This window comes from Fulvivirga sedimenti, assembly GCF_020328055.1.
On the sequence record NZ_JAIXNE010000004.1, the window covers coordinates 576,729 to 592,802 of the forward strand.

Annotated in this window: 19 protein-coding genes; all 19 read left to right on the forward strand. The window is 46.7% G+C overall.

Translation table 11 applies throughout. The features are described 5' to 3' along the window. Positions 1-67: 67 nt before the first annotated feature. The 19 genes from LDX50_RS20525 (at position 68) to LDX50_RS20620 (ending at position 15,963) form a co-directional block, all read left to right on the forward strand. A complete protein-coding gene (locus tag LDX50_RS20525; RefSeq protein WP_225698079.1) occupies positions 68-346 on the forward strand; it encodes a DUF4242 domain-containing protein in 279 nt (92 codons plus the stop codon). A 137-nt stretch (positions 347-483) separates the two neighbouring features. Continuing rightward, entirely contained in the window at positions 484-675 is a 192-nt protein-coding gene (locus LDX50_RS20530) for a cold-shock protein (protein WP_225698080.1), read from the forward strand. 87 nt (positions 676-762) lie between these two features. Continuing rightward, positions 763-2,001, forward strand: a complete 1,239-nt coding sequence (locus LDX50_RS20535; protein ID WP_225698081.1) for a DEAD/DEAH box helicase — start codon at positions 763-765, stop codon at positions 1,999-2,001. A gap of 113 nt (positions 2,002-2,114) precedes the next feature. Next, on the forward strand, positions 2,115-2,549 hold the full coding sequence (locus LDX50_RS20540) for a hypothetical protein (RefSeq protein WP_225698082.1): 435 nt from the start codon (positions 2,115-2,117) through the stop codon (positions 2,547-2,549). Positions 2,550-2,673: 124 nt separating this feature from the next. After that, positions 2,674-4,197, forward strand: a complete 1,524-nt coding sequence (locus LDX50_RS20545; protein ID WP_225698083.1) for a LamG domain-containing protein — start codon at positions 2,674-2,676, stop codon at positions 4,195-4,197. Positions 4,198-4,285: 88 nt separating this feature from the next. Further along, complete coding sequence (locus LDX50_RS20550) at positions 4,286-5,944, forward strand: N-acyl-D-amino-acid deacylase family protein (protein ID WP_225698084.1); 1,659 nt, start codon at positions 4,286-4,288, stop codon at positions 5,942-5,944. Next, entirely contained in the window at positions 5,944-6,186 is a 243-nt protein-coding gene (locus tag LDX50_RS20555; protein WP_225698085.1) for a hypothetical protein, read from the forward strand. The genes LDX50_RS20550 and LDX50_RS20555 overlap by 1 nt, the downstream gene beginning before the upstream one ends. Before the next feature lie 173 nt (positions 6,187-6,359). Then, positions 6,360-6,941 (forward strand): tetratricopeptide repeat protein, encoded by a 582-nt coding sequence (locus LDX50_RS20560; RefSeq protein WP_225698086.1) that lies wholly within the window; start codon positions 6,360-6,362, stop codon positions 6,939-6,941. A 31-nt stretch (positions 6,942-6,972) separates the two neighbouring features. Beyond that, on the forward strand, positions 6,973-8,379 hold the full coding sequence (locus LDX50_RS20565) for a sulfatase family protein (protein ID WP_225698087.1): 1,407 nt from the start codon (positions 6,973-6,975) through the stop codon (positions 8,377-8,379). 141 nt (positions 8,380-8,520) lie between these two features. After that, a complete protein-coding gene (locus tag LDX50_RS20570) occupies positions 8,521-8,853 on the forward strand; it encodes a hypothetical protein (protein ID WP_225698088.1) in 333 nt (110 codons plus the stop codon). Between the two features lie 62 nt (positions 8,854-8,915). Continuing rightward, a complete protein-coding gene (locus LDX50_RS20575; RefSeq protein ID WP_225698089.1) occupies positions 8,916-9,098 on the forward strand; it encodes a hypothetical protein in 183 nt (60 codons plus the stop codon). 138 nt (positions 9,099-9,236) lie between these two features. After that, positions 9,237-9,785 carry a pyridoxamine 5'-phosphate oxidase family protein gene (locus LDX50_RS20580; RefSeq protein ID WP_225698090.1) on the forward strand — a complete coding sequence of 183 codons (549 nt, stop codon included), beginning with the start codon at positions 9,237-9,239 and terminating at the stop codon, positions 9,783-9,785. A gap of 6 nt (positions 9,786-9,791) precedes the next feature. Beyond that, a complete protein-coding gene (locus LDX50_RS20585) occupies positions 9,792-10,241 on the forward strand; it encodes a GNAT family N-acetyltransferase (RefSeq protein ID WP_225698091.1) in 450 nt (149 codons plus the stop codon). Between the two features lie 142 nt (positions 10,242-10,383). Further along, positions 10,384-12,591, forward strand: a complete 2,208-nt coding sequence (locus LDX50_RS30960) for a molybdopterin-containing oxidoreductase family protein (RefSeq protein WP_275951757.1) — start codon at positions 10,384-10,386, stop codon at positions 12,589-12,591. Positions 12,592-12,649: 58 nt separating this feature from the next. Next, positions 12,650-13,387 (forward strand): MBL fold metallo-hydrolase, encoded by a 738-nt coding sequence (locus LDX50_RS20600; RefSeq protein ID WP_225698092.1) that lies wholly within the window; start codon positions 12,650-12,652, stop codon positions 13,385-13,387. A gap of 55 nt (positions 13,388-13,442) precedes the next feature. Beyond that, on the forward strand, positions 13,443-13,961 hold the full coding sequence (locus tag LDX50_RS20605; RefSeq protein WP_225698093.1) for a RidA family protein: 519 nt from the start codon (positions 13,443-13,445) through the stop codon (positions 13,959-13,961). Positions 13,962-13,995: 34 nt separating this feature from the next. Next, positions 13,996-14,946, forward strand: coding sequence for an MBL fold metallo-hydrolase (locus LDX50_RS20610; RefSeq protein ID WP_225698094.1), 951 nt, complete (start codon positions 13,996-13,998; stop codon positions 14,944-14,946). Positions 14,947-14,962: 16 nt separating this feature from the next. Continuing rightward, positions 14,963-15,304 carry a hypothetical protein gene (locus LDX50_RS20615; RefSeq protein WP_225698095.1) on the forward strand — a complete coding sequence of 114 codons (342 nt, stop codon included), beginning with the start codon at positions 14,963-14,965 and terminating at the stop codon, positions 15,302-15,304. Between the two features lie 59 nt (positions 15,305-15,363). Next, positions 15,364-15,963 carry a GNAT family protein gene (locus LDX50_RS20620; RefSeq protein ID WP_225698096.1) on the forward strand — a complete coding sequence of 200 codons (600 nt, stop codon included), beginning with the start codon at positions 15,364-15,366 and terminating at the stop codon, positions 15,961-15,963. Positions 15,964-16,074 lie beyond the last annotated feature (111 nt).

The following is a 16,074-nucleotide window of genomic DNA, read 5'->3' on the forward strand; positions in this document are numbered from 1 at the left end:
TTACACCGGTCATACCGGTTATATTATAAGTACGATAGCCTCTTTAAAGAACAAAAAAATACCAGCAATGCCAAAGTTTTTAATTGAGCGTGATATACCCAATGTCGGTAGCCTCTCAGCGGAGGAAATGCGCGCCGTTTCGCAAACATCCTGTAATACACTGCAACATCTCGGGCCTTCTGTTCAGTGGGTCCAAAGCTTTGTGACCGATAACAAGGTTTACTGTGTTTACATTGCACCAAATGCCGAAATGATCCGTAAGCATTCGGAGCATTCCGGAATTCCTGCACATAAAATCAGTCAGATTTCAGGGATAATTGATCCAACTACGGCTGAATTGGTGTAGATTCACCGTCCTAACATGCATTTTACGCCTCAAAAAGGACGATTACCGGAGAATTTTAAAAATAAATCAAAGAATTCGGTAGTATCCATTTATTTAAGCGTACCTTCACACTTTATTATTTTCAATTAATTATTATCATGAGTAAAGGAACAGTAAAATTCTTCAATGAATCGAAAGGATTCGGATTCATCAAAGAAGATGGTTCAAACGAAGAACACTTTGTACACGTATCAGGCTTGATCGATGAGATCCGTGAAGGTGACGAAGTAGAATTTGAATTGCAACAAGGAAGAAAAGGATTAAACGCGGTTAACGTTAAAGTTGTTTAAGCGTTACGCGCTAACTTTATATCGCTTGAAAGCCCTTCGCGAAGAAGGGCTTTTTTTTGCCCCACATTTTTTAGTAACACAACCCCTATGAATTTTAAAGAACTGGGCATTATCACGCCCATCCTTCAGGCCCTGGCCGAAGAAGGATATACATCACCCACGCCCATACAGGAGGCGTCAATCCCTGTATTACTACGTAAAAAAGATTTAATGGCGAGTGCGCAAACAGGAACCGGTAAAACCGCTTCATTTGCGATTCCCATTCTGCAAAATATTGTTTCAGACAGCAACCGAAAAAAAGGCGGCCGTCAGCCATTACGCGCACTGATCGTTACCCCTACCCGTGAGCTCGCCATTCAGATCGGCGAAAGCTTTACAGCCTATGGCCGTCATACGGACGTCCGGAATACCGTAATTTTCGGCGGCGTTAAGCAGGGCAATCAGACCAACGCCCTTCAAAGGCACCCGGAAGTACTGATTGCCACTCCCGGACGATTACTTGACCTTATGAACCAGGGATACATTTCCCTAAGGGATATTGAATATTTTATCCTGGATGAAGCTGATCGAATGCTCGATATGGGATTCATTCACGATGTAAAGCGCATCATTCGCGAATTGCCTGAGCGCAGACAATCGCTGTTCTTTTCAGCAACGATGCCACAGCCAATTATTGAACTGTCGGCCAAGATCCTGCACAACGCCGAAAAGGTGATCATCAAACCAGAGCAAACAACGGCAGAGAAAATTAACCAATCGGTTTATTTCGTTGAGAAAAAACAGAAGGCATCATTATTGATCCATCTGCTTGAAGAAGAGAACATTCCTTCAGCCATCGTTTTTTCAAGGACCAAGCATGGTGCAAACAAAATTGTAAAACAACTGGACCGCGCCGGCATAAGCTCAAGCGCGATACATGGCAATAAATCTCAGGGAGCCCGACAGAAATCACTTTCTGATTTCAAAAACGGCGATATCCGGATTCTGGTTGCCACTGATATTGCCGCACGTGGCATTGATATTGACGAATTGTCACATGTGATCAACTTTGATCTTCCCAATGTTTCAGAGACCTATGTACACCGGATCGGACGTACCGGACGGGCGGGAGCGAGCGGCAGAGCCATTTCATTCTGTGATTTGGAAGAACGCGCATACCTGAAGGATATTCAGCAATTGATCCGTCAGCAGCTGCCGGTGATCCAGCCGCATCCGTATATGGATGCCGACCGGCCGGTGAAGGATGCACCACAAACAAGACAGGATTCAAGGACGGGGAATCCGAGAAACCGGAACTCCCGAAACCGATATTCACGATCACGGTAAACAACACAGAGGCCGGAGAATTACTCTCCGGCTTTTTTATTCCCTGAAGAATCGGCAGCCCTTTAATATTCCAACCAAATTTGTATATTATAGATCTTTCAAAAGAACTGATCATGATAAAACGTGATTATTTGCAGGATCAAATTCAGCAACTCGGTAAGGTCCTGGGGAAAATACTGGCAGAACTCCTGGGCACTTCGCTGGACAGCGATATAAATGATGTCATTGTCGATACGGAGCAGGCGCTGGAAGAACACCTGGATATTCGCCTCAGGAGTGCCGTGCGAATCGACGACCGCGAGTTTATTGATTTTTTGTCGGAAAAAAATATTAAAGGTGATTCAGTCCTTGAACAAATGGCAACCCTGCTTTTTGAACTGGGTTTACGAAAAAAAGAAATGGATGATGACGATGGTGCGCGACTGCTAATGTCGAAAGCCCGGGTTCTCTATCAGTTCCTTGCTGAAAATGCTGCCACATATTCTTTCGACTGGATGTATAAAATTCAGGATCTGGATGATTACCTGGAGTCCGGAAATACACTATAAAGTATACAAATTTTACCTCACAAAAAGAAGCTGAAGAATCATGTCAATCCATGATTTAAATAGCTGATTAGCAAAAATTTAATATTATCAAAGACTGTTTTACAGGTAGATAAGCTCCTGTAAAATGAAAACTTTCAACAGAATTTTTGCACCGTTTATGATAGTGGCCATTTTTGGCCTTTTGCTGTCATGTAACGAAGAGGAAATTTCCGATCCCCTTGCTGAGGGTTATGTGGAAATATCCTTGAATGAAATTTATCAAAACTTTCCATCGGGAAAAGCAGGTGACACGGAACTTCCGGCGCAACTCAATCTGCTGATATCCCTGGAAAATACCAACGGCGGTATTGTTTGGAACTCGGAGGAGATCAAGCTGAAAAAATGGGGTGAATCCTATGCCTCCAAACCTATTCGCCTTCAGGTTGGAGAATACGCGGTAACAGAGTTCCTGGTAGTCGATTACGACTATAATGTATTATTAGCAGCACCTGTTGCGGGCTCACCCCTGGCCTATTTAACCGACAATCCCCTGCCGGTATCATTCATAGTCTATACAGGTGAAACCACGTCCGTCACACCACAGGTTTTGGATGCCCTCAATAAAAAACCTGAGGATTTCGGTTACACCAGTTTCAAGTTCGACAAGATCAAAACCCTCGATTTTGACCTTCGTGTTTTCGATCTGAATCGAACTACCGGCGAATTTGTGTTAAGCGAAGCATTTCTGATGGTCGAAGCCAGCGGTGATATTTTATTTGAAAAACCGGTAGGCAACACTAGCAATCATATCACCGTACGCGACGGTTATGAGGATTATTTGCTGCACGTAACCAAGCCGAACCGTGTTACTCTTGATACGCTCATCAATGAACAGGTACTTAAAAAACTGCTTGAAGGAAAAGACGGGCCACTTGATTTATATCTGTCAGATGGTTTGATCGTCTGGAACAAGCTGGGAAGCACTGATGAACTGGCTAATAGTGAGGTTGGTCCATCATTGGTTGTTCCTGGAACACCAAATTTCGCGCCTGCCAAATTCGGCAACGGTGTGTATCCCAGATATGCATCAGAAATTCCGGAAATTCCTTCGGGAATCTTTAATGAATTCATTCCGAATCCTCTTCTCGAGCCCTGGACCATAGAAGTCTGGTACAAGCCTAATTATTCTGTTGTGGATAACCGCATCGTCGGAACCATTCCATATGGCAGGGCACACGTAATTGTCGCCAATTGCTGGAACTGGGATGGAGCAAATGCCGGAATTCGAATCGTTCCGATCAACGGCGGCTATACCGGCCCAACAGATGTAGTAGCAGATCTGGTATATTATAAAGCTCTGGGTGACTATTATTTCTTCCGAAATGATGTAATAGACAATGACGTTTCATGGAACGCCGGAGACCTTGTACACATGGCAGTGGTTTATGATCCCACCGGATATGACGGGGCACCCAGGTTTGAATTATGGGTTAATGGGGTATTGCACGGTCATTCGCCCGAAACTGAAATCCATGAATATGCAGAACCAGTGGTTGCATGGCCATTCTATGTAGGCGGACATCAATACAGGGTGTCCAACGGAGTGGTAGATAACATGAAGGTTTATCAATGGGCAAAAACAAATTTTGATGATCGTGATACAGAATAAACGATAGAATTCACAAGTATGGGGGCCATAGCATCAGCTGTGGCCCCTTTTATATTTTTCTGCATTTCAATATTTTTTATATTGCTGAATGAAAAATATTCTACCTCTGCTCCTAATTATTTTCTCACTATTCTCATGTCAACAAAATACCCCGGAATACGATGTTATCATCCGTAACGGGTTGGTTTATGACGGCTCCGGTCAGCCGCCTCAAAAGACTGACGTGGGTATACGTGGGGATTCAATCTCTTTTATTGGTGATTTGTCGGAAGCCACGGCTGTTCAGGAGGTTGATGCCGGCGGACATGCCGTTGCACCGGGCTTTATTAATATGCTCAGCTGGGCTGTCACTTCACTGATTACAGACGGAAAATCACAGGGAGATATCCGACAGGGCGTAACGCTCGAGGTTTTTGGAGAGGGTATTTCAATGGGACCTGTAACGGAAACGAGCGCACAGTACATCAAAGGGATGTTCGATGATGATACCAAGCTCGAATGGAAAACTTTGGGAGAATACCTCTCCTATCTTGAAAAGAAAGGGATTTCCACAAATGTAGCCTCTTTTGTGGGGGCTACTACCCTTCGTGTGAATACAGTTGGATTCGAAGATCGCGAAGCCACACCCGAAGAATTGGATCAGATGAAAGCGATGGTGCGCCAGGCCATGGAAGAAGGCGCGCTTGGTGTGGGCTCGTCACTCATCTATGCGCCGGCGTTTTATTCAACGACTGAAGAGCTGATCGAACTCAGCAAGGTGGCAGCCGAGTACGACGGGATGTACATTAGCCATATGCGTAATGAAGGAAACCGATTGCTGGAGAGTGTGGATGAATTAATACGGATCGCTTCGGAGGCGGGCATAGCTGCTGAGATCTATCACCTGAAAATGTCCGGGAAGGATAATTGGGATAAGTTTGACGATGTTGTGCGCAAGGTAGATTCTGCAAGGGCCGCCGGACTTACGATTACGGCTGATATGTATAATTACGTTGCAGGGTCCACCGGACTGGACGCGGCCATGCCGCCCTGGGTTCAGGAAGGTGGTTATGCTGAATGGGTAAAACGATTACAGGATCCTGAAATCCGCAAACGGGTGTATGACGAAATGACTACCCCGACGGACAAATGGGAAAACCTGATGCTTTCCGCAGGAAGTGCCGAGAATGTTCTCCTGGTCGGATTTCGAAATGACTCATTGAAATACTTACAGGGAAAAACACTTAAGGAAGTAGCTGAAATGCGCGGAAAAAGTCCGGAAGAAACCGCAATGGATCTGGTGATCCAGGACAGCAGTCGCGTGGAAACCGTATATTTCCTGATGTCGGAGGAAAATGTAAAAAAACAAATCGCCCTCCCCTGGATGACATTTGGTTCGGATGGTGCATCGATGGCGACAGAGGGTAAATTTCTGGAGAACAGTACCCATCCGCGTTCTTATGGAAATTTTGCCAGACTCCTTGGCAAGTATGTGCGGGAAGAAAAAGTGATCCCCCTTGAAGAAGCCATCCGTAAGCTCACCCTTCAGCCCGCAATGAACCTGGGAATTGAAAAACGAGGTGCCCTCCGCACGGGTTATTTTGCCGATGTGGTGATTTTCAATCCGGAGACTATCACTGACCATGCCACCTTTAGCGACCCGCATCAATATGCCACCGGTGTTGATCATGTTTTCGTGAATGGTGTACAGGTAATAAAGAATGGCGAACACACCGGGGCCCTGCCAGGGAGAAAGGTTACTAAGTAGTGGAGCACTGCGTTCAGCCTGCCTGCCGGCAGGCAGGTGGAGCACTCTATTCAGCCTGCCTGCCGGCAGGCAGGTGGAGCACTGCGTTCAGTGGAGCCTGCCCCGCTACCGTCATCCCTGCCTTCCGGCAGGCAGGCCGGCGTTACTTCCTGAGATCAACGGCGATAGCCGGGGATATTCAACACCCCTTCACCGTCATCCCGGCTTTACTCCCTGAGATCAGCGGCGATAGCCGGGGATAATCAGGGAGTCGGGCCGGGACCTATTTAATACAACCATGGCATCCCATAAGTCCATGGCAATGAATCTATCAGGGATAAACATTAAGATGACAAACAAAAACGGGGGCACATCTTCGTTCGGCAACATTTGTATTTCCCGAAAAATGGAATAATTTTTGAGACAATACTTCAATATGAAAACCCTAAAATTCGCGGTCATTCTGATTTTAATAACTCCCTCGCTGGTATTCGGACAAGCCGGGAGATCTGCCCTGAATAATTCCTTCAAGGGGGGCGTTGACGCGTTCAGGCTTTTTGTAACCAACAAGCTCTACTACCCGAGGGATGCACGGATTAATGGAACCATCGGAACATCCATTTTCACATTTGGCATCAACTGTGATACTGAAATGCCCTTTGATTTTGAGTTCGAAACAAAGATGGGCGACAACATCGAGGATGCCATTATCAATGCTATCATGTCGACGCAAGGCAGCTGGTATGCCTGTTCCACGAGCAATTCGGAACGTATTCGGATCAAGCTTTCATTCACCATCAACGGCGTTGGCCCTGTGGCAAAGGACGCCCTGGCTGTGATAAATGCCATGGATTCAGGAAACCAGGCGCTTGACGACGGAAAGCTGATCGACAGGGCACTTAAAGCGCAGCGAAAGAACAAGATTGACAAGGCAGAAAAATACGTAAACCAGCTCATTGCCCGGTACCCCGACAATAGTGAGTACCGTCAGATGCTTGAAAATCTTCGGAATAATTGATCGGTAAGAACCCAGACCGTATTTTGCCAATGTGATACGCGCGCTGATTTTACTCGTTATTCTAATCTCATTTTCCTGCTCCAATCCGGAAGAAGGCCCTCCCCCGAACATTGTAATCATTTTTACCGATGATCAGGGGTACGAGGACGTTGGCGTATTTGGCAGCAAACAAATAGAAACACCGAATCTTGACAGAATGGCAACCGAAGGAGTTCGGCTGACATCCTTTTACGCAGCACAGGCGGTTTGTTCTGCCTCGCGCGCGGCCCTGCTTACCGGCTGCTATCCAAACAGGGTGGGAATCCACCAGGCGTTTATGCCCCAGGCAAAGAAGGGTCTTCGTGAGGAAGAAACAACCATGGCTGAAATGCTTGAAAGACAAGGGTATGCAACAGCGGTCTATGGCAAGTGGCACCTGGGTGACGCTCCGGAAAATTTGCCACTATCCGAGGGGTTTGATGATTTTTTTGGCATCCCATACTCCAATGACATGTGGCCGTATCATCCACAGCAGGAATCATTTAACTTCAGTCCGCTTCCCCTATATGAGGACAATCAGATTATCGACACACTGGAGGACCAGTCGTTTCTTACCACCGCGATCACAGAAAGAAGCGTCGAATTTATAGACAAAAATAAAGACCAGCCTTTCTTCCTGTACGTGGCGCATCCACAGCCCCATGTCCCCCTGTTCGTATCAGATAAATTCAAGGGAAAATCAGATCGCGGCCTGTATGGTGATGTGATCATGGAGATCGACTGGTCGGTGGGTGAGATCCTGGACGCGCTGGAACGAAATGGCCTGGCCAACAATACGCTGGTGATCTTTACTTCCGATAACGGTCCGTGGCTTTCCTACGGCGACCATGCGGGCTCGGCCGGTCCGTTCAGGGAAGGTAAGGGAACTGCTTTCGAGGGTGGTCACCGGGAACCGTTTATCGCCCGGTTCCCCGGCAAACTTCCGCCAGGAAAAATAATTTCAACTCCTGTGATGGCCATTGATATCATGCCTACGGTAGCAGAACTTACAGGCGCTTCATTGCCGGAATTACCGATCGACGGGAAAAATGTCTGGCCGGTGCTTACCGGCGAAACCGATGTAAGTCCACAACCGGCGTACTTCTTTTACTACCATGTGAATCAGCTCCATGGAGTTCGGTACGGCAATTGGAAAATGTACTTCCCGCATATTTACAGAACGCTAGGCGGAAGACCAGGTGGATCGGGCGGATTACCAGCACCCTACGACTACATCAAGTTGGAAGAGGTGTCCCTTTATGACCTGGAGAACGATCCTTCAGAAACCATGAATGTGGCCAATGACTATCCCGATATCGTTCAAAAGATTAATCACCTGGCCGATTCAATTCGTCATGAACTGGGAGATGCACTTACCGGAGAAAAAGGTGTGGGAAGCAGAGACTTTAGTAGTCAGTAGTCAGTAGTCAGTAGTCAGTAGTCAGTAGTCAGTAGTCAGTAGTCAGTAGTCAGCCTGCTGCCTACCTCCGCATTGGCTCCGGCAGGTAAACCGGCAGGCAGGTAGACAGTAATTTCATCAGGATTTTGTACATTTAGTATAATGAAAAAGCGTTTCTTATTTCTGCTGATCTTTTCATTGCTGGCGACCATCACCATGGCACCGGTGAACGCACGGACTGATTTTAATAAGTTCAGGACAGAGGTGGTTGAAAGAACACCTCAGCAGCAATTAAAACGTACTTTTCATTTTCTAAACCCTGCGACATCAATTCCATCTGGCGGAAATGATGTTATTTGCGGTCTGTCTGACATTGAGACCCATTCCGTACTGGTACGGTTGAAATTGCTGAGGGCCTTCGATCCCCCTTTATTTGCCCTTCTTCACAGCCATTTTTTCATCATCCCATCCAATGATGAGGTTCCCCTGGGCTAATCCATAACCAGGTATAATCAGGAATTTCATCACAAGGCAATCAGCCTTTTACAACCATACGTATGAAAAAAATTAAAGTGATCCTCAGACGGATCGCGCTCATCCTGTTGATCATACTGGGATGCTTTGGTATTGGGATCGTCGGCCCGGTCCCCCTCCTGCCGATCAAAAAAAAGGATGACGAAGAACCGGCCAAAATAGAAATGGTAGACGAAAAAGAAGAGGACGATCTAAACCCATTTTAAATTCAATTCCAAATTGGTTTCAGATGTCCGCAGAGGTATGTATTTTCCCCTTAGTCAGGGGGTTTGGGGTGTCATGGTCAGGATTTTGCATCAACCAAATCCCCTTCATAATCGTTTACAAAAAGAAACAACATTTCCATGGGAAAACGATCTGAATCCATTACACCAGAGTTGCAGGACTTCATTGAAAAACAACATATTTTCTTCGTGGGTACCGCGATGACAGAAGGGCGTGTGAATATTTCTCCCAAGGGAATGGATTCACTTCGAGTATTGGGACCGAATAAGGTGATCTGGCTCAACCTTACCGGCAGCGGGAACGAAACTGCCACCCACCTGCAGGAAAGTTCGCGCATGACCCTTATGTTCTGTGCATTTGAAGGCAAACCGCAGATACTACGGCTTTATGGCAATGCCATAACCCTTCATAGCGGAGATAGCAGGTTTCAAAAACTGATGAAGCATTTTCCGGATATTCCTGGCAAACGGCAGGTCTTTGAAATGGAGGTTGACCTGGTGCAGTCGTCCTGTGGTTTTGCAGTACCGTTAATGGATTTTCAGGCGGACCGTACGATCCTGAGGGACTGGGCGGAACAAAAAGGAGAAGAAGGAATCCGGGATTACTGGCAGGAAAAAAATACCGTTAGCCTGGACGGGCATCAAACCGGTATCCCGAAAGACCACTAGCCGATCATGGAAGGAACTGAGATCAGGAAGCTTCAGCCGGATGACCTGAATTTATTTATTCAGCTCATCGACACATTCGCAGAGGTGTTTGAAATGAAAAGTTTTGTGCGTCCTCCCTCAGATTACCTGGAATCCTTGTTGAAGAAAGAGGGTTTCATGGCATTTGTAGCCATAAAGTCAAATGCAGTCTTAGGGGGGCTGACCGTTTACACACTCGATCAGTATTATTCAGAAAAGCCCCTGGCCTATATTTACGATCTGGCTGTGAAGGTCGATTTTCAGCGCATGGGCATTGGACGGAAACTCGTTGATGCGGTTCGCTCAACTTGCAGGGAACTGGGATATGAGGAAGTTTTTGTACAGGCGGATGAACCCGATGACTATGCTCTCGATTTCTACCGTCTCACTGGCCCTACAGCTGAAGAGCGCGTCCGCCATTTCTATTATACCCTCTAACTGGATTTAATAGTTATTGACCAGTTCAATTTGCTTTTTGCTTAAAACGCGCTTTGATATTATTAATGCGAATTAAGAGTCGGTCTTCGTGCTTGCGAATCGCAATTTCTTGCCATATATTGATTAGCAATCAACCAACCGCATGACCGACCCCGACAAAAAACCAGAATTTAAAGGCTTAACGCGAAGAAAATTCCTGAATAAAGGCATCCAGGGCTATACGGGACTTACGCTTTCGCAGGGCCTGAGCGCCTCGCTCATCAGTACCCTTTCCTGTACGGTAACGGAGGCAGGAGCAAAAACAGCACATGGAGCCTGTTACCATGACTGTCCGGATACCTGCAGCTGGACAGTGACTGCGGATCAGGGTAAAATCACCGAATTCGGTCCGAGTAAAACCAACCCATTCACTGCTGGAAAACTTTGTTCAAAGATGGACAAGTTTCCCATGGATGTCACTTTTCACCCGGATCGGATTCTCACTCCTCTGAAAAGGGTTGGGGCCAAGGGTGAAGGCAAGTTTGAGCCGGTCAGCTGGGAAACCGCCATTGCCGATGTTGCGAACAGGCTGAAACAGACTATCGGTGAGCACGGAGGAGAATCCGTTCTCCCCTATTGCTACGCAGGCACGGAAGGTCTCATTCAACGGAATTCCATTGGCGGAAGGTTTTTCGCCACGTTGGGAGCCAGTAAACTGGATGGGACGATTTGCGGAGATGCGGCAGTAGCGGGCGTTACATCTGTGTACGGACAAACATCCGGGGTGCTTCCGGAGGATATCATTTACAGCCGGTTCATCATTTTCTGGGGAACAAATCCGGTATTATCAAATCAGCATGTCTGGCCGCTGGCTGAAAAGGCACGCGCAGAGGGCGCAAAGATCATTGTAGTCGACCCGTTTAAATCGGCCACCGCAGCCGTTGCAGACCAGCACATTCAACCGCTGCCGGGAACCGATGTGGTACTCGCCCTCAGTATGATGCAGGTAATCATTGAGGAGGGACTGGCAGATCAGGGCTATATCGACACACATACTATCGGATTCAATGAATTAAAAGACTATATCCAGCAGTATTCGCCTGAAAAAGCCTCCGGGATTACCGGGCTCGAACCTGAACTGATCCGGGAATTTGCGCGCGAATATGCTAATGCCCAACCATCACTGATTCGAATGCTGATTGGTATGGAACATCAGGCAAACGGAGCAAATGCCTTCAGGGCCGTTTCCATGCTGCCGGCCCTTACCGGCGCCTGGAAAAACCGGGGTGGTGGATTCATGCATATGACGTATGAATTTTTCGGTCAGGCCCTCAATTGGGAAAAGCTTTCGGTCGCTGAACAACTTTCAAATCCTGATACCCGGGTCATTAATATGGTACAGATCGGCCGTGCATTAAATGATACGGAAAATCCAATACGGGTCCTGTTTGTATACAATTCAAACCCGGCGGTGATCGCTCCCGATCAAAACAGTATAATGACGGGTTTGCAGCGCGAGGATCTTTTCACGGTTGTCCTTGAACATTTCGTCACCGATACGGCCCGGTTTGCAGATTATATTTTTCCTGCCACAACCCAGCTGGAACACTGGGATTTGCTGAGTTCCTGGGGTCAAACGTATCTCAACATCAACGAACCTGTGATACCGCCGCTGGGTGAGAGCAAACCGAATACGGAGTTTTTCAGGCTGCTGGCCAATGAAATGGGTTTTTCAGAAGATTACCTTTTTGAATCAGACCTGGACATCCTGAAAGCTACAGTTCGCAGTGATCATCCGTACATGGAAGGGATCACCTTCGATTCCCTTCGAAAAACGGGCTGGGCCCGGCTTAATATCCCGGAGGGCTGGATGCCGTTTGAAAATGGCAATTTCAACACACCGTCCGGGAAGATCGAATTTTACAGTAAATCCCTCGAGGATTTGGGCATGGCCACGCTTCCGGTTTATACTCCTGTGATCCATACTCCGGAACAGCTTCAAAAGTACCCCCTGAAAATTCTTACCATCAAGTCAACCAAAAATTTCCTGAATACAAGCCATGCGAATGTTGACCACCTGAGAAAAAAGGAAGGAGGTGCACAGCTCGACCTTCATCCCGATGATGCCGAAGCACGGGGCATTTCTGATGGAAGTGCTGTTGAGGTCTTTAATGATCAGGGGCGGGTGCTGCTTACGGCAAAGATTTCAGACCGGGTGGCCAGGGGTGTGGCTTGCCTGCCTCAGGGGTTCTGGCCTTCACTGATGGATGGCGGCAGAAGTGCCAATGCGCTTACTTCTGATCGCCTGACCGACATGGGAGGTGGAGCAGCTTTACAGGAAACCATTGCTGAGGTACGTTTGCGTACCTGACATATCTAAAATATACTTTAAAGAATACGGATCTTTGCTACAGGTTAAACGATTAAATATGGATACCAGCTGGTGGATAAAATGGGATGACACCGTGCTCATTCTTGACCCATGGCTGATTGGCTCTGAAGTGGATGGCTTCAGCTGGTTCAATGAACAATGGCATGCCACTCCTCCGGTACCCATCGGGGAGATCGGAAATTACGATGCCATTATCGTTTCCCAGTCCTATTCGGATCATTGTCATGGAAATACACTGAAAGCCATGGAAAAGGTGCCTGTCTGTACAACCCCGTCGGCCCGCAAGCGTGTTGAAAAAGAAACCGCCGGAAATCGTATCGAGGTCCTGCAGGAATTGGGCACGGATGAATGGCTTGAAATTGGCGATGTGGAACTGGCCTATCTTGATCCCGGCAGAAAACTTGATCCGATCTATAACGGCATTGTTATTCGGAAGGGGAAAAAAGTAGTGGTTTATTTTCCACATGGTTTTACCCTTAACCCAAAGCAGCTGCGCCAGCTACGTGATTATGAAGTTGAACTGCTTATTACAAGCTTCTCCCTCTTCAAGCTTCCGGCATTCCTCGGTGGAGCCGTCAACCCCGGAAAGGAAAATGCCATCCGGTTGGTCAATGAACTGGGGGCCAGGAAAGTCGTCCATACCCATGATGAAAATAAGCATGCACGCGGACTGGTGAAAAAGATTGCCAGGGTGGTTTATCCTGATCCGGAAGATCTCAGATCAATACTAAAAGAACGATTCGAATACCTTCAGTACGAAACGCTCGAATTATAAAAGGACGGGAAAGCCGAAAACCGATCAGAGTAGGCAATTAAACAATCAATGAACTATGAATATTAAATCTTCACACGCACGCCTGATGCTTGCAGTATTATTTTCAATGAGCACACTGGCAGGTTGCCAGCAATCGGAACAGGTAAAGGAAGTAGTTGAGGAAAAAATTGAAGTGCCCGCCGAAACAGCCGAGTACTTTCTGCTTCGCCCGGATGTCGAAAAAGCCTATGGATATTCCCATGCTGTAAAAATCGGTCGGGAAGTAAAGGTTTCTGGTGCGGTGAGCATGGATGACCAGGGAAATCCAACAGCAGTGGGTGACCTGGAGCAGCAGATGAAGAACTGCTACAGCGACCTTGAAAAAGTGCTTGCTCATTTTGGATGCACCTTCGATGATGTAGTCGTGGAAAATGTTTTCACAACGAACATGCCGCAATTCCTTGAATTTTCGGCATATCGAAATGAGATCTATAAAAATCATTTTCCTACCGGATCATGGCTCGGCGTACGAGAACTGGCGCTGCCGGAATTTATGATCGAAATTGAGCTTGAAGTCCTGATCCCGGAGAAGTAAACTCCTGATGCGACCGTCAGTAAATATCAAAAAATTGAATACATCCGCATGTATCCTGCTGGCTTGTTTGCTTGCAGGGTTTGTGCAATCAGCATGCGGACAGGTGGCACAAAAGCCGCCTGTCCCCTACCTGATCATCCTGGGCACCATTCAGGACGGCGGATCGCCCCATATCGGCTGCGACCGGGAATGCTGTTCCGGATTATTTACCGAACCAGATCCGGACAGGATGGTTGTTTCACTCGGGCTCATAGATCCGGTAGCAGAAAAACGATATCTGTTTGAGGCAACGCCGGATATGACCCGGCAATTGCACAGGCTTAACGAGGAAGCACCCTATGGCGATGGGAAAACGGCAGATGGAATATTTCTCACCCATGCGCACATAGGGCATTACACAGGACTGATGTACCTGGGCAGAGAGGCACTGAACAGCAACAATGTTCCCGTCTACACAATGCCTTCAATGAAGGAATTCCTCGAGTCAAACGGACCCTGGGGTCAGCTTGTCTCCCTGAACAATATCAAACTCATTCCGATAAATCACGATGTACCGGTTGAACTTGGAGAGGGACTGTCGGTAACACCGTTCCTCGTCCCTCACCGGGATGAATATTCAGAAACCGTGGGGTTCAGGATAACCGGTCCGAATAAGAGCGCGCTTTTTATTCCTGATATTGACAAATGGCATAAGTGGGAAAAGGATATTTCGGAAGTGATCAAAGAAGTTGATTACGCCTTTATAGACGGATCATTTTATGACGCAGAGGAAATCAGTTACAGGGATGTATCTGAAATCCCCCACCCTTTTATTTTTGAAAGTATGGAGACATTGAAGAACCTGTCGGCTTCCGACAAGGCCAAGGTTTATTTCATCCATTTCAATCACACCAACCCTGTCATCGATGCAGAAAGCGATGCCCGCAAAGCAGTGCTTGAGGCTGGATTCAGGGTTGCAGAGTTGGGGACCGGATTTGAATTGTAAGATAGTTTGTGATGTTATGAAACCGTCCGACAAGCTCCTTTTCATCAAAGTGATTCATACCCTGATTTGGGTGTTCTTTGTAAGTGTAATCTTCTATATCGTTTACAGCGGGGCTACTGATCAGGTATCAGTGTACACCTGGATAGCAATTGGGCTGATCGTTGGTGAAGGTCTTACATTATTGGTTTTTCGGATGTTTTGTCCGCTCACCCTCATCGCGCGGAAGTATTCCGATTCAGACAAGGACAATTTCGATATATTCCTCCCCAACTGGCTGGCAAAGCACAACAAGGTCATCTTCACAACAATTTTTATTGTCGGACTTATTTTGGTACTATGGCGGACATTTGAATCATAAAAGCAATGGGGTGGATTTGCAAAAGATCCCATATTACTGAAGGCAAGCCAACGGGATAAATGAGAAAGGCAACTAAATCTGATCAGGCGAAAGTAGTAGATATCATCTCCAAATCCTTCGCTGAAAATCCTGGTGTAAACTGGATGTTTAAGAAGGGCGGCAACCATGCGAGGATGATGAAAAGCCTTGCCAGTTATGTTTTTATGAAAGGATTGGTGAGAAATGGTGTATATATCTCCTCCAATGAAAAGGGGGTGGCAGTTTGCTATCAATTTAATGAAACGAAATTCTCACTGACGGAAATCCTCCACCAACTAATATTTGTTTTCCATTCCTTTGATTTCAGATCGATACCTAAAATCCTGAAGCGTGAATCATACCGAAAAAAGATTCGGCCAGCATCGGGAGAGTATCTGTATTTCTGGTTTCTTGGGGTTTTACCGGGCGGAAAAAATGCAGGATTTGAACTAAAAAATGCCATTTTCAATGAAGCCAGAAGGAAAAATCTCCCCATTTATTTGGAAACTGCTGTTGCCAGAAATCAGCAGGTATATGAACGACTTGGTTTTAAGACATACCATTACTGGGAGAATACAGCGGAAAACATCAAATTTTGGTTTATGAAATGGGAACCCGGAGCGTCAGTGAACCAGGGCTGAGCGGAACTACATTCCAGTTTAATTCCCTAATACAGCATTCATCACTTTTCATTCACTTGATGAAAGCAGTATTGTCGCAAATCGATTTCTATTTTATTATGTTTATTTGTT